Origin of the sequence: Syntrophobotulus glycolicus DSM 8271 (genome assembly GCF_000190635.1) — a bacterium.
Lineage (GTDB): Bacteria > Bacillota > Desulfitobacteriia > Desulfitobacteriales > Syntrophobotulaceae > Syntrophobotulus > Syntrophobotulus glycolicus.
Genome location: NC_015172.1, coordinates 3,242,042 through 3,264,506 on the forward strand (window position 1 = coordinate 3,242,042; position 22,465 = coordinate 3,264,506).

Below are 22,465 nucleotides of genomic sequence, written 5' to 3' on the forward strand. Positions count from 1 at the left end.
AGACAGGCGCTTCAAATTCAATTGAAGCGCCTCGTCTTTTTATGCTGAATATTGTCTTTTCGCTCTCAATACCCGCACATTAAGAAAGGAACGGAGCGATAATCAAGGAAATTGTACCCATCACCTTAATCAGGGCATTAAGAGATGGTCCGGCCGTATCCTTAAACGGATCACCGACGGTGTCTCCGATAACCGCTGCCGCATGGGCATCTGTTCCTTTTCCGCCCAGGTTTCCTGCCTCAATATATTTTTTAGCATTGTCCCAGGCCCCGCCGGCATTAGCCATATAAATCGCCAGCAGGAAACCTGCAACTGTACAGCCGGCAAGCATTCCGCCCATAGCGCTTTTCCCGAGTCCAAAACCGACCAGAACCGGAGTTCCTACCGCCAGCAGACCGGGTATGATCATCTGTCTGATGGCAGCCTTAGTGGAAATATCCACGCATGCCGCATAATCCGGTTTGGCTTTCCCCTCCATCAGACCGGGAATTTCTTTGAACTGGCGGCGAACTTCCCCAATCATCTCAAAAGCGGCCTTCCCGACAGCTTCCATCGCAAAGGCTGAGAAAAGGAAAGGCAGACCGCCGCCGATAAACAGACCGACAATTGTTTTCGGCACAAGAATATCAATACTGTGCAATTCCGCCAATTCAGCAAAGGCATTAAACAGGGCCAAAGCCGTAAGTGCGGCGGAACCGATCGCAAAACCCTTGGCAACAGCGGCAGTGGTATTGCCCACAGCATCAAGCTTATCTGTCGTTTTCCGGACACTGGGCTCCAGTTCCGCCATTTCGGCGATACCACCGGCATTATCGGCAACAGGTCCAAAGGAGTCAATTGCTACAATCATCCCGGCCGTAGAGAGCATAGCCATGGCGGCAACCGCGATTCCATATACCCCCGCTACAGAGAAAGAGATCATTGTCGCCGCACAAATCGTAATGACCGGCAGCGCTGTACTCTTCAAACCAACAGCCATCCCTGTAATCAGGTTGGTTGCCGGACCTGTGAGTGATGCCTGGGCAATAGACTGGGCAGGTTTTTTGTTATTGGATGTATAGTATTCTGTAATAAGTCCGATCAAGATATTGACAACCAAACCGCAAATGACCGCAATAAATACTTTATTCGGTGTAAGCACCACACTTCCGGTATCATAACTGGCCGGAAGAAGCAAATGAACCAGTGCATATGATCCGAGCGCAGTCAGAAGATTGGTCCCCCAGAGACCTTTGTTCAAGGCTGTCTGTGGATTGGCATTCTCCCCTGTTCTCACCAGAAAGCTGGCTAAAATAGAACTAATAATTCCAATAGCACCCATCAGGATAAAGAGGAGCTCACCCGCTCCATGTCCTTTAAATACGGAAAAACCGATTAACATACCGGCAATCGTGGTTGCGGCATAAGATTCAAATAAGTCGGCACCCATTCCGGCCGTATCACCGACATTGTCTCCAACATTGTCGGCAATAACCGCCGGGTTTCGGGGGTCATCTTCAGGAATACCCGCTTCTACCTTACCGACAAGGTCCGCTCCGACATCGGCAGCTTTGGTATAAATCCCACCGCCGACACGGGCAAAAAGAGCAATCGCACTGGCGCCGAACGCAAACGAATTAATGGTTTCGGCATTGCCAAACAAAAGAAAAAGGCCTGCTACACCTAAAAGACCAAGCCCTGCCACCGACATACCCATTACCGCACCCGCTCTGAAAGATACCCCGAGAGCTTTGTTCAGGCTGGTCCGGGCAGCTTCTGTCGTCCGGCAGTTTGCTCTGGTGGTGATCCCCATCCCGACATATCCCGCTATACCGGAAGAAACCGCACCGACCATAAAGGATACTGCTACCTGCCAATCTTTAAAAATAAAGAGTACAACAAAAATAAGAACAGCGATCGGAATAAGTGTTCTATACTGTCTATTCAGATAAGCCATAGCCCCTTCCTGAATAGCCTTGGATATTTCCTGCATCCTGCTGTTGCCCGGATTTTCTTTAAGTACACTGCTGGCAAAAAAGACTGCGACCAGCAAACCGAGAACACCGGCTCCTACCCCCCATAAAGGCGTTAAGAAATCCATCACTTTTTACCTCCTACAAAAATAAAACCAAAGCGAAGTACTCAACATCGCCCGGCTTGAAAAACTTGCGTGACATCCTATTTCAGGTAAATGGTCAACCCCAGCGAACTGACAAGAAATAATACCGCAAAAGCAATGCTTAGTTTGGCCAGGAAACCTTCCATTCCTTTTGCTGATTTGCCAAAAAATTGCTCGCCTGCGCCTGTAATAGACCCTGAAAGGCCTGCGCTTTTTCCGCTTTGCAACAGCACAGTAGCGATTAGTCCAAGAGAACTGATTAAAAGAATTACAATAATAAATATCGTCATTGATTTCACCTCCTAAGCCTTATTTATGTAAATATGCCTGAGCTATTGCATGAAATACAACCACAATACGCAAATATGATGTCAGCAGTCCTATTTTAGCACAGCCCTTATTATCACGCAATATCTATCCTGTGCTTTGATCCCAAACCCTGGCAAAAATAACTTGCCCCATATGGAAAATCCATACAGGGCAAATGCTTTGTCCCTGCTCGTAAAATTCTGCTGTCCGGCAGACCGCCCCTTTATCTGATTATTTTTCTTCCTTTGTAAATGGCGGTTTGCCCCAGCTCTTCTTCAATCCGGAGGAGTTCGTTGTATTTGGCCAGCCTGTCGGTTCTGGCCGGGGCGCCGGTTTTAATTTGACCGGCATTTACGGCGACCGCCAGATGGGCCAATGTGACATCTTCCGTTTCTCCGGAACGGTGTGATATTACTGTGGTATATCCTGCCCTCTTAGCCATTTCGATGGCATCGAGCGTTTCTGTCAATGTTCCGATTTGATTCAGCTTGATTAAAATGGAGTTCGCAGACTGATCCAGGATGCCTCTGGCTAATCTTGAAGGATTGGTGACAAAGAGGTCATCACCGACAAGCTGCACTTTCCCCCCCAGACGCTGAGTAAGCTTAGCCCAGCCTTCCCAATCGTCCTCGGCCAGTCCGTCTTCAATGGAGAAAATCGGGAACTGCTCCGCCAGTCCGGCCAGATAGTCAATCATCTGCTCGGAAGTTTTGGTCAGCCCTTCCCCTTCCATTACATAAACACCGTTTTTATACATTTCTGTTGTCGCGGCATCAATGGCCAGAACGACCTGTTCCCCAGGTTTATAGCCTGCCTTTTCTATGGCGTCGACAATAACCATCAAAGCTTCCGCATTTGATCCCAGGTTGGGGGCGAATCCGCCTTCATCCCCAATTCCGGTGGCCAGGCCTTTTCCTTTCAGCACAGATTTCAGACTATGGTAGATCTCACTCCCCATGCGCAGAGCCTCGGAAAAATTCCCGGCGCCAACAGGCATCACCATAAATTCCTGAATATCCACGTTATTATCGGCATGCTGACCCCCATTCAGGATATTCATCATCGGAACGGGCAGCTCTTTTGCGTTGACACCGCCAATATATTGATAAAAGGGCAGTCCGAGAGATTCGGCGGCCGCTCTCGCCGTAGCCAGTGATATCCCCAGAATGGCATTGGCGCCCAGCTTGCCTTTATTTTCAGTACCGTCAATTTCACAGAGAACCCGGTCTATCCCCGGCTGATCAAAAGCATTGAGGCCTTCTATTTTGGGCGCAATGATATTCTTGACATGATTTACGGCCTGAATCACACCCTTGCCGTTATAACGGCTCTTGTCGCCGTCACGAAGCTCCACTGCTTCAAAAGCGCCTGTTGACGCTCCCGAAGGGACCGCAGCCCGGCCCAATGTCCCGTCATCAAGAACGACATCCACCTCCACCGTTGGATTGCCTCTGGAATCAAGAATTTCCCTGGCAAAAACCTGATCAATAAAACCCATAAATGATCACTCCTACCCTTTTCATTCTTCATTTTGACTCAGCAATGATTTGCCTGTCATTTCTTTTGGTTTCGGTATTCCCAGTATTTCTAAAATTGTTGGTGCAATATCGCGAAGAGCAGCCCCTTCCCGGAGTATTCTGCCCTTATACGCCTCATTGACAATAATACAGGGAACTTTGTTGGTTGTGTGTGATGTCATGGGGCTGTAAAGCCCCTTGTCACTGATAAAAGAAATACTGACCATACTGGTTGTGGGACTATTAATATCGGAAAGCGCCCGCTGGTCAATCATGGTTTCCGCATTCCCGTGGTCTGCCGTAATCAGCAATGTCCCGCCATGCCTCCTGATCGCTTCCTCCACTTTACCCAGGCAAATATCAACTGCCTCTACAGCCCTTACCGTCGCGTCAAAATACCCTGTATGGCCAACCATATCCGGATTGGCATAATTCAAAATAATCACATCATAGATATTCTTTTCAATCTCCTGTAATACCGAATCCGTGATTTCATAGGCGCTCATCTCCGGTTTGAGATTATATGTCGCTACTTTTGGTGATGGAATCAGGACTCTGTCTTCCTTATCGTTTGGTTCTTCAACACCTCCGTTAAAAAAGAAGGTAACATGGGCATACTTTTCAGTTTCTGCTATCCGGAGCTGGCGCAGATTGTTATCGGCCAGCACTTCCCCTAAGGTATTATCCAGATTTTGCGGGGGATAAGCCACTGGACAGTCAAATTCAGCATCATATTCCGTCATGCAGACAAAATGAACCTGCGGTCTGTCCGGTCTTTCGAACTCTTTAAAATCTTCTTGAATAAAAGCCCGGGTAATCTCTCTGGCCCTGTCGGCTCGAAAATTAAAAAAGATCAGACTATCCCCATCCTGAATCTTGGCTACCGGTTGTCCGTTTCCCTCTATGATTACGGTCGGCTGGACAAATTCGTCCAGAACTTTGCATTCATAGCATTTTTGAATAGCTGCCAGGGCATTGGGCGCCATTTCTCCTTCCCCGTAAACCATGGCCTTGTACGCTTGATTCACCCTGTCCCAGCGTTTGTCCCTGTCCATTGCGTAATAGCGGCCAATCACCGTAGCGATTTTTCCCTTGCCGAGCTCCTCCGTTTTGGTGATCAGCTTGCATAAATAATCCCGGGCACTTTGAGGAAGAACATCCCGCCCATCAAGAAATACATGGATGAAAACACGTTCCACTTCTTCTTTAACCGCCATCATCAGCATGTCATTCAGATGCTCGATATGGGAGTGAACCCCGCCGTCGGAAAGCAGTCCCATGAGATGCAGTGAATGATTGGTTCCCCTGAGCCGGTGCATCGCCTCCAGCAAAACTTCATTTTTAAAAAAATCCTCGTCCTCAATATCTTTAAAAATGCGGGTTAATTCCTGATACACCACTCTTCCTGCCCCGATATTCAGGTGCCCCACTTCAGAATTCCCCATCTGGCCTTTGGGCAGCCCGACTTCTTTACCGGAAGCGGTAAGCAAAGTATGGGGATAACGATCGATCAATCTGTTGAAATTGGGGGTTTTAGCCCATACAGTAGCATTCCCTATTCTTTCCGGACTACATCCCCAACCATCAAGGATCATCAGCATCAATGGTTTTTTTTGCCCGGCATCCGGCATAGGATCTCACCCCTTCTCACGCGTTATGGATCAAATCGGCGAATTGCTTCGGATCAAGACTTGCCCCGCCTACAAGCGCTCCATCAATATCTTTTTTCTTGGTCAGTTCTTTGATGTTATCTGCTTTGACACTGCCTCCGTAGAGAATCTGAATATTATTGGCCGCCGCTCCGGCTATACCGGCCAGTGTGGAACGGATTGCCGCGCACATTTCCTGGGCGTCCTGAGGAGAGGCTGTTTTCCCTGTTCCTATTGCCCAGACCGGTTCATATGCGATGACGATCTTTCCGATATCGGAGGAGGAAAGTTCACTCAGGTCTTTTTCGACCTGGGAGCGGACAAAGGACAGGGCCTTGCCGTCTTCACGCTGAGACAGGTTTTCCCCTACACACAGAATAGGCTTAAGATTGTTTTCCAAAGCAGCTTTTATTTTTTGAGCGATCAGTTCATCATTTTCTTTTAAATAGCCACGGCGTTCAGAATGTCCTATGATGACATAAGTACAGGCCAAGTCAACAAGCATTGCCGGTGAAATCTCCCCTGTATATGCTCCCTCCTTTTGATAAAACACATCCTGAGCTCCGATATGTATGATGCCTTCTTCCCATTCTTCTTTTAAAACATGCAGCGCGGTAAAGGGGGCACAGATCACAATCTCCTTGTCGGTAACATCGGCAACCCTTCCCTGAAAATCCAAAGCAAATTCCCTGGCCTGCTGGGTATTCATAAACATTTTCCAATTTCCTGCAATCAACTGCTTTCTACTATTCACGCCAAGTCCCTCCATAAATGATTTTAACTGTCCTGAAGCGCCGCCACTCCCGGAAGCAGCTTGCCTTCCAAAAACTCCAGAGAAGCTCCGCCGCCTGTCGAGACATGAGTGATCTTATCCGCAACACCCATTTTTTCAACTGCGGCCACCGAATCCCCGCCGCCTACAATCGTCACGCCCTGGCATTCGGCTACAGCTATCGCTACTTTTTCAGTACCCTGGGCAAATTTTGGCATTTCAAAAACACCCATCGGTCCGTTCCAAATCAAAGTTTTGGCCGGTCTGATCTCCTCGGCAAACTTTGCGGCACTGTCCGGACCAATATCTAAAGCCTGTTCATCCAAAGCGATTTCTTTAACAGAGGTTATTCTGGACTGAGCATCAGGAGCGAAATCCTTTGCCGCCACCACATCAGTCGGCAGTAAAAATTTAATTCCTTTTTGTTTGGCCTTAGCCAGCAATTCTTGGGCCAAACCTGTTTTCTCCTTCTCGACAAGGGATTTGCCCGTTTCATATCCCTGAGCCTTAATAAAGGTATTCGCCATTCCTCCGCCGATAATCAATGTATCCACTTTACTGATCAGATGATCAATAACGGCTATTTTATCACTGACCTTGGCCCCTCCGATTATTGCGACAAAAGGTCTTTCGGGATTTTCCAAGGCCTTGCCCATGATCTCCACTTCTTTTTTCATCAAAAAGCCGGCATAGGCCGGAATAAATCCGGCAATTCCTTCTGTAGAAGCGTGGGCCCTGTGTGCTGTGCCAAATGCATCATTGACAAAGATCTCTGCCAGTCCGGCTAATTTCCCGGCAAAGCTCCGGTCATTCTTTTCCTCTTCCTCATAAAAACGGACATTTTCCAAAAGCATGACCTGCCCGCCGGAAAGCTCTTTTGCCTGTTCCGCAACCTCAGGACCAATACAGTCTTTCGCCATCAGTACATCCGTTTTCAGCAGCTCGCTTAACCTGCCGGCAACCGGGGCCAGGGAGTACTTGGGATTGAATTTTCCTTTGGGTCTTCCCAAATGTGAAGCCAGAATCACCCTGGCCCCCTTTTCCCGCAAATACTTTATGGTGGGCAAAGCGGCAGTTATCCTGGTATCATCAGTTATTTTGCCGGAATCATCCAGAGGCACATTGAAATCCACTCTGACCAACACCCGTTTCCCTTTGACATCAACTTGATCAATACTCTTCTTATTCATTCCCTGCCTCACCTTTCTTAACGCTATTTGATTGTTCTTATTAAGCTAGTTTTCCGCTATATTGTTTTCTTATTCGAAGCTGTTGCTTGGAAGGTCCCTATTTTAATTGCATATGGTCTATCATAGCATACCAGCATAAAATATTCATTTCATTCCTTTTTTTGTTTCTCTGGATAATTCATGGTTATGTCCTTCACCATCCGTTTCCTGCCCGACAATGATCCTGGCAATATTAAAGATTTCCTCACTGATATTATACATTCCATTGATTAAATCAATCATGATGCTGATACAATCGATTTGAACCCTTCCAGGTTCAAACTCTGAATTTGCGCTCTTTCCTCCCTCAGAACCGGAAGACGGTGCACTGCCGTACTGAAAGCTGATCGCATTTTCCCTCATATGATGAAATATTCCGATCACTTCCTGGCGTTTATTGATCACCTCATAGGAGTTGGATCTCGTTTTATTGTCCAAGTCAGACAGAATAGCCAGATAGTGATTGGAATTCAGAATATACAATTCATCAAACATTGCCGAATCTCTCTCGGTCAATTTTATTTTCTCATTATGCATCCGCATGATATACCTGGTCATCACAACCAGATTATCGGCGATATATTCAAATTCCTTGGCCATCAGCAAGTAATTTTGACTGTCGAAAATCTGCTGCCTGATCAGGTTGCGCCTGAAAATCGCTGTAATATAGTCGGTGATCTGCCGGTAATGCCAATCCACATTCCGTTCAGACTGTTCCACAACATCAGCCCAGCGCTGCTCCCCCCGATACATTACTCTTGGCAACAGGTCCACCATATTCTCCATGATCTGATGGGAGAGCCACCTGATTTCCTGATAAACCTGGCTTAAGGCAACAACCGGAAGTTCCAGCGCTGTTTTGGTGATAAACATGTTTCGCAGTTCTTTATCCCTGCCTTTAGGCTGAGGAATAATTTTGATCAAGGCATTGGCGATTAATTTGTTGAAAGGCAAAAATAAAACAACCATTAATATCGCCGAAAAAAGGTGGGCATTGGCAACCTGCATGGGCAGATAGGGTGAAGACCAAACCAGCAATGCCGAAAATTGACTGAAGAAAGGAAAAACAATCAGAGCAGCGGCAACCCGGTAAATGCTGTTGGCAAGCGCTACCCTTTTGGCATCTGTTTTTTCTGCGCTTAAAGCGGAAACTAAAGTTGTTACCGTCCCTCCGATATGGGCCCCCATCACAAGGGGCACCACCGCCTCAACCGTCAAAAGCCCTTGAGTTGAAAGGGAAATCAAGATGGCCATGAACGCGGAGCTGCTCTGGAGCAATGCCGTAAAAACAGTGCTGACCAGTATCCCCAAAACAGGATTATCGCCAAAACCGGAAAGAAACGCATTGACTTCCGGTATATTTCGGAAAGGGGCAAATGCACTTGACAGGTAAGACATCCCGACAAAGATACAGCCGAATCCGATCATAGCCTGCCCGATCCGTTTTGTCTGGGTCGTTCTGATCACCAGATACAAAATAAAGCCAATAAAGATCATGGCCAGAGCGATATTCAGGATGGGGAAAGAAATCAGCAGAATCACAATCGATGTTCCGACTGAAGACCCCAGGGCCACTCCTAAAGCCTGTGCCAATGTCATTAACCCGGAATTGACAAATTCAACCACCATTACTGTTGTTGCGGCACTGCTCTGCAATGCGATTGTCATCACCATGCCAAAAAAGGCCGCCGTTAGGGTTTTCTTCGTAAGGGATTCCAGAATTTTTTTCAAACGATTGGCGGCTATTTTTTGCAGTCCTTCGGATGTCGCATTCACTCCGTACAGAAAAAGGCCCATGCCTCCCAGAAACTGCATTACCATTGTTACTGTAATCATTGATTCACCCTTTGCCCTGATTTTTGCGCCTATTTTGTTTTCGTAATTTTTTCCGCAATCTCGTCAATTTTACGGAGCCTGTGATTTATCCCTGATTTTCCTACTTTGGGAACAAGCATCTCTCCTAATTCTTTTAAACTGGAATCCGGATACTGCAGGCGTAAATTGGCTACTTCCCGCAGATTTTGCGGGAGAGCTTTCAAGCCGATCGTCTGCTGGATAAGCTTAATATTTTCCAGCTGCCTGACCGCGGCATCCACTGTTTTATTCAGATTGGCCGTTTCACAGTTGACGATACGGTTAACCTGATTGCGCATATCCTTAATAATTCTAACATTCTCAAAGTCGAACAAGGCTTGATGGGCGCCGATTAAAGCGAGAAATTCAAAGATATGCTCACTTTCTTTCAGATAGACGACATGAAAATTTTTTCGGTTGCTGATCTTTGCCCCAAGATCAAACTTGTTCAACAATTTGCTGATATCTTCCGCCAACACCTGATCATTCGTAATGATCTCCAGATGGTAATTGCCGCCTTCAGGATTGCTGATCGATCCGCCCGCCAGAAAAGCCCCTCTCAGATAAGCCTTTTGATCACAGCGATGCCTGATGATGTCCTTATGGATACCGGCCAGTATCTCTCCTTCATGATTCAGCAGGCCCAGCTTTTGAAGATCCTGGCCGCCGCGGGGATAAATCCTTACCATATAGGAATTGTTCTTTTTCAGCCTTAATTTGCGGCGGACCACAATACTGGCCGGCAACTCCAGCAGGTTACGGGCCATATTATAAATCTTGCGGGCAACAGGGGCACTCTCAGTCGTGACATTGAGAGAATATTGCTGATTGGAACTGATCTGCAGCGTTCCGTCCATTCGGATCAGGGCCGATAATTCTGCCAGTTCGCAGCATTTCTTCTTTTCTTCAAGCCTTGCCAGTTCTTCCTTCGTTGAGGTGCTGAAAGACATCGGACCAAACACTTCCCCTCATGTCTTAATCAAATGTCCCATCATAAATTCTTCATTTTACGGTTAAGAAGAAACGAATCCACCAAAGCAACTCTTTCATTTACAGGTTTCAGGCGGAATAACACCAGCAGAATTTCCTTGGCTAACGTTTTAGAAGCATGCCTGATCACATCGCCGCCCGCATAGAAACTGCCCGCAAAATACTGAATGCCCATTTTTCTGACCTTATCCTCATCACCGGTAACAGGCTCACCGCCCTCCTGCGCATAACGCCCGAGAACATCCTGCGGGAATTCTTCTTTCGCCGCCAGGACAGCATCGACGATCCCTTTCCCACAGTGCCGGACAATCACTTTCAAATGGTCAGAAACACTATAATGATCTGTTTCTCCAGGCTCGGTCATAATATTGCAGACATAAACACAGGGAGCCTTGGAGAGCGTAATCGCATTGCGGATATCTTTGACCAATAAATTTGGCAGGACACTCGTGTACAGGCTTCCCGGTCCTAAAACAATCATGTCCGCTTTCATGATCGCCTCCAGGGCTACAGCCGGTGAGGTGCAGTTGCCCGGGTTCAGCCATAGTTTTTTAATTTTCCCGGGAGTATCCCTGATTGAGGACTCCCCTTTCACGGAGCGGCCGTCTACGAAAGAAGCCTCTAGCGTAACCTGGGATAATGTTGAAGGGAATACAGCCCCCCGGAGGGCAAATACTTTGCCGACTTGCTCAATCCCTTTTTGAAAATCTCCAAACCGGTCTGCTAACCCGACCAGAAGAAGGTTACCCAGAGAGTGGCCTGCTAACGTCCCACTCTCAAACCGGTAAGAGAAAAGATCTTTCATAATATCTTCTTTTTCGGCAAGAGCCTCCAGGCAATTTCGGATATCTCCGGGAGGCAGAACCCCCAATTCTCTGCGCAGTTTACCCGAACTGCCGCCATCATCCGCCACGGTCACTATGGCCGTCAGATTACAGGTATATTCTTTCAGCCCATTGAGAAGAGCGGACAAACCGGTTCCTCCGCCAATCACCACAATCCGGGGACCCCTTTTTAAATGTCGGCGGGAATACACCACATCCAAAATCTTGTCTTCATTATCCGGCAAAAGCACAGAGATCACAGACCTCAACATATTCTTCAGTCCGGTATAGATCGCCAACAGACCGATGACAAAGATGACCACACCCGCCGGGACCACAGATTTAGGGGTTTTTCCGGTCAAAGTATATATGATCTCTCTAAACTGAGCTTCCAAATAACCCAATGCTTCACCATAGCTGATCACCGCCAATCCGGCTGAAACTAAAAACAACCCTATGACAGCCACGAAAAAGTAGCGTTTTACACCCAGATTGGGGTATAGCCACTTCATAAAATCCGAAAAATACTGTCCCGTTTTTTTCATCAGGCTTTTTCCTTTCTTAAAATAAGCTCTTTCTTATTTTAGACATCCCTGTGACTTACGGTACAGAAATAATTCTTTTCACGCAGAAATTCAGCGGTTTTTTCAGCAATTGCTACAGATCTGTGTTGCCCCCCCGTACAGCCGATTCCAACGACCAGGTGGCTTTTCCCTTCTTTAATGTAATAAGGAAGAGTAAACTCCAAAAATTTCAAAAATTTCTCAAGGAATTTCTTCGTGACATCATTGTTCAAAACATAGTCCTTTACCGCTTGATCTTTACCGTTCAGAAGTTTTAATTCCTCAATATAAAAGGGATTGTTCAAAAAGCGCACATCAATGATATTGTCCGCATCAAGAGGTATCCCATATTTATAGCCGAAGGAAACCACTGAAACATTCATTCTGGCCGGGTCATAGTTTTCTCCGAATAATTCCCTGATTTTATTCCTCATCTGGGCAGCGGTCAAATCGGTACTGTCGATAATCTTGTGCGCATTTCCCCTCAGCTCGGCCAAATATTTCCGTTCCATCAATATTCCTTCCAGGATATTGCCCAGAGGGGAAACCGGATGTCTCCGGCGGGATTCTTTGTACCTTTTCACAAGCACTTCATTAGAAGCCTCTAAAAAGAGGATCTCATAATGAAAGCCCACTTTATCCAGATCCTGCAAGGCTTGGTTTAGTGAAGAGAAAAACTCTCCTCCCCGCAGATCGCAAACTACGGCAGCTTTGTTAATTTTGCCCTGGGATTGGGAACAAAGCTCTACAAATTTCTCTATTAAGCTGGGTGGAAGATTGTCGACGCAAAAAAAGCCCAAATCCTCCAGACTCTGCAAAGCCTGTGTCTTTCCAGCTCCAGAAAAGCCCGTGATGATCACAAGATTCAGATTTTTTTTGAACATTGCCTTCACCTTCTATCCTTTCATTATCCATGGGTCTGTTATTTTTGGCTGCTGAGATAGACGGTCAGCTGCTGTTGAGCCTGCTCCAGAGCTGTCTCGGCACTGCCGCCTCCGAAAATTGAATCTTGAAAAGCATTTTCCAGTATGGGCAGCATTTTCAGTTCCAGGGAGGAAACCTCTATTCCCCAAGCTGTCGTCAATGCCTTAGCTACTTCATTCTTGATGAACTGATTTTGCTGTCCGGCATAGTATTGGTCATTGGCGGGCAATAGTTTTGCCGGAATACTCAGGGCTTCCGCAACCTGCGGCTTCAGCAGCTCCTCCTCGACCAATTGTATCTTGCTGTGCAGACCCGCTGCTGATTTGGTTGAAGAATTCGCCAGGCAGACAGAACGACCGGTCACTGCCTTAGCATTGTCGCCAAGCAGGGAAGCAAAGGAAACACAGCCCCAGCTGACCTGATTTGCGGTTAATGTCTGAACCGTACTGCCCCAGGCCAAAAGATAGTTCTCTTCTCCTTTCATAAATTTCTCCACGGCTTGAGGGTCTTCCTTTACTATTCCTTCTGCTCTCAAGGTGCTGATATGATTCAAAAAAGCAAGGTTGTTTGCTGTATTAATCATCGGATTTTGTCCCGATACAAAGCCGCCTCCTTCCGCTTTCCACCATCCGCTAAGGAGGGAGATATTGAGCTTCTCAGCATAAATCGCTGTTCTGCGGGCAAGCAGGTCATTAAGATTCACGGGAGCCTCAACCAAATCCGTTCTGTAGAAAAGCAATGGGACATCCGTAAGCAGCGGCAAGGCGTACGGCTGCTCATGGGAACTATAACGAACCTTTGCCGGTTGAAAAAGATGATCGCTTTGGGCCAGGACCGGGGAAAGAGCGCCTTTGCTGAAAAGCTGGTCCATAATACTGCCGCTGGTCACAAATATCTCCGGCCCTTCTCCTCCAGCCTGCAGCTGCCACGTCTTCTCCACAAATTCACTTTCGGCAAGGTAATCCGCCTTAATCACCAGATCCGGATGGGCACTCATGATCTGGCTGCACTGTTTTAACAATTCATCGGCCTGGGCCCCGCTCAGGGAATACCAAACAGAAATAACCGCAGGAGCAGTTTCCTCGCCGCGATCAGAATTCCCGCATCCCAACGGCACCGATATCAGAAATATTACGATTAAAATAAGAAGCAACCCTTTTTTTGTTGTTTTACCCATTAGAAACTCCTTTTAGATCGTCCCTCATTTTAGTTTGCGCATTTAAAGAACTTTTTGTCTTTCCCGTAATAAAAGAGGTACCATCCTCCCTGAGCCTCCTGCGGAAGACCGTCTTTGGCTTTATTCAGGTTGGACATATCGACATGGAAATAGTCGATTGCGGTCGCTCGTTCCCATTGCCGTTTATCCATGGACTTGCTCTCAGGAATTCTGTCCTCCCACAAAGTCCTGTTCCGCCTTTGCTCTTTTGCCGTTTGATATCCTTTCGGTTCCAAAAGGTTTTTTCCCAAAAAATCCGGGATATTCCCCGGACGGTCTAAAAGATAATAATCAAATTTCAGGGTCTCCAGAAAAAAACCGAACCGGCGGCTCTCCTCTTTGGACGGAGTGGAGCCCAAAATATTTTTGACAAATAAACAAAGTTTCTCAAACAAGGCTTTTGGTTTCCAGGCCTGGCTAAACCACTTCCCTTTATGCCAGAAAGCCGCAAATTTTTGATAAAAAGTAAATGCGTCCGGGAAAAAACTTTCGGCATATTTCAAACTATAGGAAAATATTGCGGAATTATAGTACTTCTCCAGGAGCTCTTCTATCCTTGTCAGCTCCAGAATTTCCTGATGGCTTAAGCATTTGGTTTGAAGTACAGTATAAGGCGGATCAGGCAGATAGGTGATTCCATATTCTATGCTTTGGCTCTCCAGCGCCGAACCTTTGAGCACTTTAAGAAATCCCAGTTGCAGGCGGTCAGGCCTTACTTTGTAGACATCGTTAAAGGATTTTTTGAACTCTGCCGGGCCTTCCTCCGGCAGCCCGGCGATTAAATCCAGATGAACCGGGATGTTATCCTCATGTTGGATCTTCCTAATCTTTTCCTGCCAATCCTCAAAATTCTGCCGCCTGGCAATTGCCTCCAGCGTAGGCTGAAACGTGGACTGAACACCTATTTCCAATTGCAGCATTCCTTTGGGATAGGCAGCCAGATAATCCAGCCAGTCCTCATCCAGCAATTCACCGGCCATTTCACAATGGGCGCGGGGAACATCCTGGCCGGCACCTGCATATTTTGCTGCCTCTTCTTTAAAAATATCCAGGATAGCGAACGCATGCGCCTTGCGGACATTAAATGTCCTGTCCACAAATTTGACCGTTCTGGCCCCATATTGCAGGATATTCCGCAGAATAGCCCTGAATTTGGATGACTCCAAATAACGGACCCCTTTCAGAGCGGATGAGATACAAAAACTGCAATGAAAAGGACAGCCTCTTGTTGTCTCGACATAAACCAGCTTCCCCCGCAGATCTTCAGGCTCCGAGTAAGGATTAGGGAGATGATTCAGTTCCGGAAGCAAGGCCTCTCGACTATTACTGACGATCTTATCCTTATGCCGCCACAACACCCCCGGTATATTTTCCGGGTCCAAACCCATCCTCCATGCCTGAAGCAGCTCGGGCAGAATCAATTCCCCTTCTCCAACAATAATGGCGTCAGCCTGAGGATTGTTCTTTAAAATTGCCGCGGAATCATAAGATACCTCCGGCCCTCCTAAAATGAAGCGTGTTTCAGGCAGCACAAGCTTAAGTCTCCGCACTAGAGAAAGTACCATGATGATATTCCAAATATAACAGGAGAAACCAATAAAATCCGGTTTCTCTTCATAGATTGCAGCAGCAATCCTTTCCGGCTGTTCATTGATCGAAAATTCCTTGCATTGAATTCCCCAAGAGCCGCCAAAGTCATTCTGCTTGGATTTTAGGGTTTGGCGCAAACTGCGTATCGCCGGATTCGTGTGGACATAACGGGCATTGATCGCTGCCAACAATAGCTTCACCTTAATTTTGCTCCTGTTTGATTTCTTGAGCAAGCACCAGGTTTTCGATGGCCTTGGCTACTCCGTCCTCAGCGTTGGAATCCGTTATGTAATCGGCTATTTCTTTTATTTCCTCCCGGGCATTGCCCATGGCCACACCGATCCCGGCATATTCAATCATTTCCCGGTCATTCCAACTGTCTCCGATAGCCATGACCTCTTCCCTCCGTATGCCCAGCTGGTCGGCCAGATCTTTAATGGCCGTTCCTTTGTTCACACTTTTATTTAACAGATCAAGGTAAATCGGTCGGGACGAAGTAAAATGCAGGCTTTGTGCATAGCGGGATGTCAATTCTCCGGTCAATTCGGCAATTTCTTTTTCCCGGCCTATCAAAAGAATCTTTTCAAATCCTTCTTTTTCTTCTTTCATCAACGCGAAAACATCGGTTTCCTCAACATTAACCCCGGACATTCTCCGGTAGTAATCAGAATATTCATTGGCCTGATTGACAAAGACCCTATCCTTTACATAAACCTGAGTATGGACTTTTCGATCAAGCAGTTCCCTGATAATCGGCTCAGCTAAGGATATGGGAATAACCTTGCGGTATAGAACTTCACCGCTTAAAGCCTCTTCAACCAGTGCTCCATGATAGGTAATCACAGGGACGTCCAACCCGAGTTCCTTTGCGAATTTCCTGCAGGATGCGGCCATTCTGCCCGTTGCCAGAGTAACCCTTACCCCCTGGGCCGCCGCTTGCCGGATCGCCTCCACATTGCGCCGAGAAATCTTCCAATCATGATTTAACAGCGTTTCATCCATATCAATAGCGATAAGCTTGATCATTCCGATTTCTCCTTCAACATTCCATTTATCAGTATTATAGCATATTCCTATCCGGAAAAAAAAACAGCTTGAGCAGCTCCCGGGGCTATCGTTGTCCGGTAATCAAGGGTTTACCTTTCTTTTTCTTTGGAACTTTTCCGCCAGGCAAATTCACTATTTTCCACTTATTGGTATTGTCACAGCAAAAAATTTTTTCATATATTATATCGCACCGATATAATAAAGGGGATGAGAATGAGATGATGATACCGCCAACCAATTATCCTACTCTGCAAATTGGCTCAACAGGACCTGCGGTTGTACATTTACAAGAAAGCTTAGTCGTTCAGGGCTTTGACCCTGGGATGATTGACGGAATATTCGGCCCAAAAACGCAGGCTGCTGTAATTGCCTTCCAGTCTTGTTGTTGCCTGGTCCCTGACGGCATTGTAGGACCTATTACATGGGCAGCGCTTGAAGCCGCCTGCCCGCCGCCTCTGGACCATCTTTCCGGAGCGCAGATGTCTTCCTGCATGCCTTATGTCTCTCAGGCGGGCTGCGCTCCTTCCGCTCCCGCCCGCCCGGCGCGCACTCAGAGCTGCCCTACTCTCAGAGAAGGTTCACGGGGAGCTTCAGTCAGAGAGCTTCAGACTCTTTTAAGCAACCATGGCTTTAATCCCGGGCCGATTGATGGTATTTTCGGTCCAAGAACCCGGGCGGCTGTTGTCTCCTTCCAGACCAGCAAGGGTTTGTCCCCGGATGGTATTGTCGGCCCAAGAACCTGGGCAGCGTTAGGCGTCAATTGTACTTCCTCTCCCTCGACAAAGTGCCCGACCTTGAGAAGGGGATCAAGAGGCTCTTCAGTCAGAACACTGCAGACCCGCCTGAACAACCAAGGTTTTAATCCCGGTCCTATCGATGGAATCTTTGGTTCAAGAACCCAGGCGGCTGTGATTGCTTTTCAGAACAGCAGATGCCTTTCCCCTGACGGCATCGTCGGTCGAAAAACCTGGGCGGCATTGGGTGGCTGCTGTTAAGCATCCCGCTTAAATAAGCCGATAAGTGTATGGAAACATGGCAAAGATCAGAAAAAGGGCATCTCAGGATTAAGCTTGAGATGCCTCTTTCTTATGATTTTTTAATTAATTTTTTTTCGGTTGTTCCTTTGTTCCGGTCTTACTCAGCCGATGTTTCTGAACTTGCTGGCCGGGACTCCGCAGACCGGACATTTTTCCGGGGCGCTCCCTTCGTGAATATAGCCGCAAATCCCGCAGAAGTAATAATCCTTGTCTTGCTCCAGGGAGTCTAAAGCCTTCTGGTAAAGCTCGGCATGAGACTTTTCCGCTTCGTTTGCCAAATGGAACACTCTTTTGGCTGTTTTTTCCTCACCGGCTTCAGCTTCAGCAATGAATCCAGGATACATCACGGTAAATTCGTATGTCTCCCCCTCAATAGCCGCTTTTAAATTCTCAGCAGTCGTGTTCACCATACCTAACGCATTCAACTGGCTTAAAGCGTGAAGGGTTTCCGCCTCGGCCGCGGCTCTGAAAAGCTTTGCCACTCCTTTATAGCCTTCTTCGTCAGCTTTTTTGGCAAACGCAAGATATTTGCGGTTAGCCTGAGATTCCCCGGCAAATGATGTTTTGAGATTATCTTTCGTACTCATGATTTCCCTCCTGTGAAAAATATTTGATATAATTATTATTACATAATACTTCTATAATAGTAAATACAAAAGGAGCGCCTATGAGAGTACACGGTGAAACAGAAGGCTTAAAAAGTTCCGTATTGGAAAGATTGGACGCCCTTTATGACTTGCGTATTCCCCAGAATCAGCTCTGGACAGAATCCTTGGTTGAGGAAATCTCTTCTGTTTCTTCTGGAATCAACCGCGAAATCGCCGTCTATCTGGATCGTAAAGGAAACGTGACCGATGTCAGTATTGGGGACCATCAAACAGTGACTCTGACCGAGGTCGCGGGAAAACGAAACACCCGCCGGCTGACGGGAACAAGATGCCTTCATACCCATCCCGGGGGCAGCGGGATGCTATCCTCTGTCGATATCAGTTCTCTCAAGATATTGCGTCTTGATGCCATGATCGCAGTATCTGTACGCGATGGCTGCCCCGGTGAACTGTTTGTCGGCGTGCTTTCGCCGGAAAATCCGGATGGGATCGAGCTTTTCGGGCCGCTCAGTCCGGGTCAGACCTCTTTTGCCGAATTGCTGGAGTCTATCCGGCATACTGATGATACCCTGCGCAAAACCCTGCCTGAAAATCTCAGTGAAGCAGAAAGAACTGTTCTGGTTGGAGTTCAGACCCAGGAATCCCGTGACCTTAATGGGATAAGTGAAGCCGATGTCTCATTAGGCGAACTTGAGGAGCTGGCCAAAACAGCTGGAGCCACCGTTGTCGGCAAAATTTTGCAAAAACGTGACAGCCTCAGTTCATCGACCATCATCGGCCGCGGCAAACTGAATGAGCTCCGGCTTCTTGCCCAGGCCCTGGAGGCCGATACTGTGATCTTTGACTGTGAAATCTCCGGGACCCAGCAGCGAAACATTGAACAAATCCTGGGTATAAAAGTCCTCTCCCGCCCAAGCCTGATTCTGGACATTTTCGCCCAGCGGGCGCGCTCCCGTGAAGGGATGCTGCAGGTGGAACTGGCCCAGATGGAATACCGGCTTCCTCGTCTGATGGGAATGGGCTTGTCTCTTTCCCGCCTGGGCGGGGGTATCGGAACCCGTGGTCCCGGTGAAACCAAGCTTGAAACTGACCGGCGCCATATCCGGACACGGATCACCCATCTTAGAGCACAGCTTGCCGGTATCCGCAAACAACGCGGAGTATTGCGAAGCGAACGTCAAAAGAGCGGAATTCCGGTTGTCTCTATTGTCGGATACACCAATGCGGGAAAATCTACTCTCTTGAATACCCTGTGCCAAACCGCCGTCTTCGCTGAGGACAAATTATTTGCTACCCTTGATCCAACTACACGCAAACTGGAATTCAGTGATGACCGTACTGTTCTGCTCACCGATACCGTAGGCTTCATCCGCAAGCTCCCCCACCATCTGCTTGAAGCTTTTAAGTCAACTCTGGAAGAGGTTGTCCTGTCCGATCTAATCCTGATTGTAGTTGATGCTTCCGATCCTCAGGTCGAGGACCATATTCGGATCGTTGATGAAATTCTCGGGGAATTAGGAGCATCAGCCAAACCGGCTATCATTGTTTTAAATAAAATCGACAAGCTGGCGGATAATCCCGTAATCCTCTCTCGGGAAAACCGGCCGGTTATCGAAATCTCCGCCAGAACGGGCCTTGGGCTCGACCATCTTAAACACGGGATAGAAAAAATCCTGTACAGCAACCGAGTCCGGGTTAAATTAGCCGTCCCCTTTCAAGATGGAGCGGTTATGGCCTGGCTTTATGCCAACAGCAAAGTCCTCTCAGCAACCTATGATGAAAACGTAAACATTGTTCAAGCAGAGTTGGACAAGGCACTATTAAAAAAGGTTTCACCCTATAGGATCAACTGAAAAACTCGTCTGGGATTTCCAGACTTTTTTCTGTCCATATGGACATACATATGCCGGGAGGCCATTTTTTCCGCTTCCCGGCATTTTATATTTTACGTTTTTGTTCTTATGCTATGCTTTTGTTATTCTTGTTCCGTAAAATATTTCGACCATTTCTTTCTTTAAACGCTGTTTAATCTTCTTTTTTTCACCCGGCAACAGCTCTTTTTTGGCCGTCCCAAACAAATAATTGTCCAGATCAAATTCTTTCAGAATCATTTTCGTGTGGAAAATATTCTCCTGATAAACATTTACATCGATCATCTGATACAGGTCCCGTGTTTCTTTGGTAATATAATTCTGGATAGAATTAATTTTATGGTCGATAAAGTGCTTTTTACCCTGAATGTCCCTGGTAAACCCGCGCACCCTATAATCAACAATAGCAATATCCGAGGTGAATGATTCGATCAAATAATTCAGTGCTGTCAACGGGGAAATTTCCCCGCAGGTTGAAACATCAATATCGGTACGAAAAGTGCTGATTCCCTTGTCCGGGTGCCTTTCCGGATACGTATGCACCGTGATATGGCTTTTATCCAAATGCCCTACAACCGCCAAAGGATGCTGCCCTTTCTCCGATTCGGCTTCTTCCTCTATTTCAGACCCGGCAGGAATCTTGCCTTCCGCTATAAGCATCATCACACTTGCTCCCTGAGGCTCATAATCCTGGCTGGCAATATTTAAAATACTCGCCCCTATGATATTGGCGACTTCAGTCAAAATTCCGGTAAGCCGCTCCGAATTGTATTCATCGTCAATATAATCCAAATACTCATCTTGATGCTGGGTATTTGTTGCGTAACAGATATCATACATATTAAAACTCAAGGTTTTTGTTAAATTATTGAATCCATAAAGCTGCAACTTTTTTTTCGTTTTAATATCCATTATCTTTCCCCCTGATCAAGGTGAGATTTTTCCCCTGAAACTACAATAAACTCAATAATTTTATCATATTGTTCAAAAATGTAAAGGAAAAGATGCTTCATATTGTTCCTACATCGTTATCACTTTTCAAGCGATTGAACAAACCGCCGATCAATGCGCCTTCTTGTGCAGACAGATCAGGTTTGTTTTGCGCCAGTTCATTTTAGCGTAAAATTTCAACGCTTTTATATTCTGCAGGTCCGCAAGGAGCTGCAGTCTTTTTACTCCTTTTTCCATCGCCCAGTTTTCGGCATGATGAAGCAGCGCTTTACCAATGCCGTGACCCCGGTAATCTTCTTGCACTACGACATCTTCAATCACGGCAGCCAGTCCTCCCTCTGCTGTGGATATGAGGATCTGAACCGTGCACATGCCGATTACCCCTTCCGCGGCTTCAGCCACCAGCAGGCAGTTTTTCTCGTCGTCTGAGAGCATCAACGCCAGCCCCTTTTTTTGCTTTTCCTCATCAAATCTAAAGTCCTCCTCAATCACAAAAAGGGCCTTAAGCAAAGCCGCCATCCCGCCCAAGTCAGTCAAAGCCGCTTTCCTGATCACATAGTTCGGTTTCATCATCTCAGTCCTTTATTCTCAGTTTATTTTTATTTTATTGCTTACAATATTTTATTACTTCATGAATGAGTTCCGCTGTAATTCCCCATATTGTTCCCTGGGGAGTTTCATAGACAAATACTCTGTTCTGTTTTCCGCCCCATGCCTGGTGATATTTGCGGGGTAAGCCCAATCTTTCCGAAGGAAGAAGTTCAATCTTATTCCCGTCCTTAAAAAAATAAGGCTCCGCCATAAGCCTGACCTGATATTCATCCGGCAAATTTTCTTTAAAGTATGCCACCGGCAATGTAAATACAGCTTCTACTTCAAGCTTATTGAGAGAGAGTTCATCCATACCCTCTATTTTTAATCTTCCTATATAAGGCTCAACTAATACCCCCATATTGGAGACAACCGTATCCAGCCTTCCTTCAATCGTGATCTTCTCTTCCGGTATACCAAGCTCCTCACAGGTTTCTCTTATTGCAGACTGTCGGAAATCCAAGTCAATACGGGGGTCAAACCCTCCTCCGGGGAAGCAGACTTCTCCTCCCTGTCTTATTCCGGCCGCCCTTTTCTGAAATAAAAAATGGTATTGCCGGTGAATAAGAACTAATGGAATTAGAACCGCTGAATTAAAATATTTGTCTCTGCCTAAGATTCCCGGTTTCTCCGGTAATTTTGATTTAAGCCGCTTCAGGTCTTCCTCTTTCATTCATCAAAGCTCCTTTTCGTTATTCAATCATCGGAACCCGGAGTTGGGGCTGATTTTTAACGATCATCGCAGAGCAAGGATGCCCCTTTGGTGGAAACAGCATCCTTGCTCATCCTCACGGCAAGGAAATAAAAAAGTCACCTCAAAAGGAA

19 protein-coding genes are annotated in these 22,465 nt (G+C 46.8%); 2 read left to right on the plus strand and 17 right to left on the minus strand.

What is annotated here, in order from left to right; genetic code table 11:
- Nucleotides 1-79 precede the first annotated feature (79 nt).
- The 13 genes from SGLY_RS16065 to SGLY_RS16125 all read right to left on the minus strand — a co-directional run bounded on the left by SGLY_RS16065 (nt 80) and on the right by SGLY_RS16125 (nt 16,561).
- Nucleotides 80-2,080 carry a sodium-translocating pyrophosphatase gene (locus tag SGLY_RS16065; protein WP_013626198.1) on the minus strand — a complete coding sequence of 667 codons (2,001 nt, stop codon included), beginning with the start codon at nt 2,078-2,080 and terminating at the stop codon, nt 80-82.
- 77 nt (nt 2,081-2,157) lie between these two features.
- On the minus strand, nt 2,158-2,388 hold the full coding sequence (gene secG, locus SGLY_RS16070; RefSeq protein WP_013626199.1) for a preprotein translocase subunit SecG: 231 nt from the start codon (nt 2,386-2,388) through the stop codon (nt 2,158-2,160).
- A 242-nt stretch (nt 2,389-2,630) separates the two neighbouring features.
- Nucleotides 2,631-3,905: a phosphopyruvate hydratase gene (gene eno, locus SGLY_RS16075; RefSeq protein WP_013626200.1), complete on the minus strand. Its 1,275-nt coding sequence runs from the start codon at nt 3,903-3,905 to the stop codon at nt 2,631-2,633.
- A 21-nt stretch (nt 3,906-3,926) separates the two neighbouring features.
- Nucleotides 3,927-5,555, minus strand: coding sequence for a 2,3-bisphosphoglycerate-independent phosphoglycerate mutase (gpmI, locus tag SGLY_RS16080; RefSeq protein ID WP_013626201.1), 1,629 nt, complete (start codon nt 5,553-5,555; stop codon nt 3,927-3,929).
- A gap of 16 nt (nt 5,556-5,571) precedes the next feature.
- Nucleotides 5,572-6,327 (minus strand): triose-phosphate isomerase, encoded by a 756-nt coding sequence (tpiA, locus tag SGLY_RS16085; RefSeq protein WP_013626202.1) that lies wholly within the window; start codon nt 6,325-6,327, stop codon nt 5,572-5,574.
- 23 nt (nt 6,328-6,350) lie between these two features.
- Nucleotides 6,351-7,535 (minus strand): phosphoglycerate kinase, encoded by a 1,185-nt coding sequence (locus SGLY_RS16090; protein WP_013626203.1) that lies wholly within the window; start codon nt 7,533-7,535, stop codon nt 6,351-6,353.
- Between the two features lie 144 nt (nt 7,536-7,679).
- Nucleotides 7,680-9,410: a Na/Pi cotransporter family protein gene (locus SGLY_RS16095; RefSeq protein WP_013626204.1), complete on the minus strand. Its 1,731-nt coding sequence runs from the start codon at nt 9,408-9,410 to the stop codon at nt 7,680-7,682.
- Between the two features lie 29 nt (nt 9,411-9,439).
- Nucleotides 9,440-10,378: a DNA-binding protein WhiA gene (whiA, locus tag SGLY_RS16100; protein WP_013626205.1), complete on the minus strand. Its 939-nt coding sequence runs from the start codon at nt 10,376-10,378 to the stop codon at nt 9,440-9,442.
- A 41-nt stretch (nt 10,379-10,419) separates the two neighbouring features.
- Nucleotides 10,420-11,787: a gluconeogenesis factor YvcK family protein gene (locus SGLY_RS16105; protein WP_013626206.1), complete on the minus strand. Its 1,368-nt coding sequence runs from the start codon at nt 11,785-11,787 to the stop codon at nt 10,420-10,422.
- A 38-nt stretch (nt 11,788-11,825) separates the two neighbouring features.
- Entirely contained in the window at nt 11,826-12,689 is an 864-nt protein-coding gene (gene rapZ / locus SGLY_RS16110) for an RNase adapter RapZ (protein ID WP_013626207.1), read from the minus strand.
- 38 nt (nt 12,690-12,727) lie between these two features.
- Nucleotides 12,728-13,906 carry an extracellular solute-binding protein gene (locus SGLY_RS16115; protein ID WP_013626208.1) on the minus strand — a complete coding sequence of 393 codons (1,179 nt, stop codon included), beginning with the start codon at nt 13,904-13,906 and terminating at the stop codon, nt 12,728-12,730.
- Between the two features lie 29 nt (nt 13,907-13,935).
- A complete protein-coding gene (locus tag SGLY_RS16120; RefSeq protein WP_013626209.1) occupies nt 13,936-15,735 on the minus strand; it encodes a B12-binding domain-containing radical SAM protein in 1,800 nt (599 codons plus the stop codon).
- 1 nt (nt 15,736) lies between these two features.
- The gene (locus SGLY_RS16125) at nt 15,737-16,561 is read right to left on the minus strand and encodes a Cof-type HAD-IIB family hydrolase (protein ID WP_013626210.1); all 825 of its coding nucleotides are present in this window, start codon (nt 16,559-16,561) and stop codon (nt 15,737-15,739) included.
- Nucleotides 16,562-16,800: 239 nt separating this feature from the next.
- Between SGLY_RS16125 and SGLY_RS16130 the strand changes: the two genes are divergently transcribed.
- Entirely contained in the window at nt 16,801-17,577 is a 777-nt protein-coding gene (locus tag SGLY_RS16130) for a peptidoglycan-binding domain-containing protein (protein ID WP_013626211.1), read from the plus strand.
- A gap of 143 nt (nt 17,578-17,720) precedes the next feature.
- Here the strand turns inward: SGLY_RS16130 and SGLY_RS16135 are convergent, their stop codons facing one another.
- On the minus strand, nt 17,721-18,206 hold the full coding sequence (locus tag SGLY_RS16135) for a rubrerythrin family protein (RefSeq protein WP_013626212.1): 486 nt from the start codon (nt 18,204-18,206) through the stop codon (nt 17,721-17,723).
- Between the two features lie 80 nt (nt 18,207-18,286).
- Here SGLY_RS16135 and hflX point away from each other — a divergent pair, with 80 nt between their 5' ends.
- A complete protein-coding gene (gene hflX / locus SGLY_RS16140) occupies nt 18,287-20,080 on the plus strand; it encodes a GTPase HflX (RefSeq protein WP_013626213.1) in 1,794 nt (597 codons plus the stop codon).
- 111 nt (nt 20,081-20,191) lie between these two features.
- On the opposite strand, the gene speD is transcribed toward hflX, so the two are convergent.
- The 3 genes from speD to SGLY_RS16155 all read right to left on the minus strand — a co-directional run bounded on the left by speD (nt 20,192) and on the right by SGLY_RS16155 (nt 22,313).
- Nucleotides 20,192-21,010, minus strand: coding sequence for an adenosylmethionine decarboxylase (speD, locus tag SGLY_RS16145; protein ID WP_013626214.1), 819 nt, complete (start codon nt 21,008-21,010; stop codon nt 20,192-20,194).
- A 150-nt stretch (nt 21,011-21,160) separates the two neighbouring features.
- Nucleotides 21,161-21,622, minus strand: a complete 462-nt coding sequence (locus SGLY_RS16150; RefSeq protein ID WP_013626216.1) for a GNAT family N-acetyltransferase — start codon at nt 21,620-21,622, stop codon at nt 21,161-21,163.
- A gap of 31 nt (nt 21,623-21,653) precedes the next feature.
- Complete coding sequence (locus tag SGLY_RS16155; RefSeq protein ID WP_013626217.1) at nt 21,654-22,313, minus strand: NUDIX hydrolase; 660 nt, start codon at nt 22,311-22,313, stop codon at nt 21,654-21,656.
- Nucleotides 22,314-22,465: the final 152 nt, after the last annotated feature.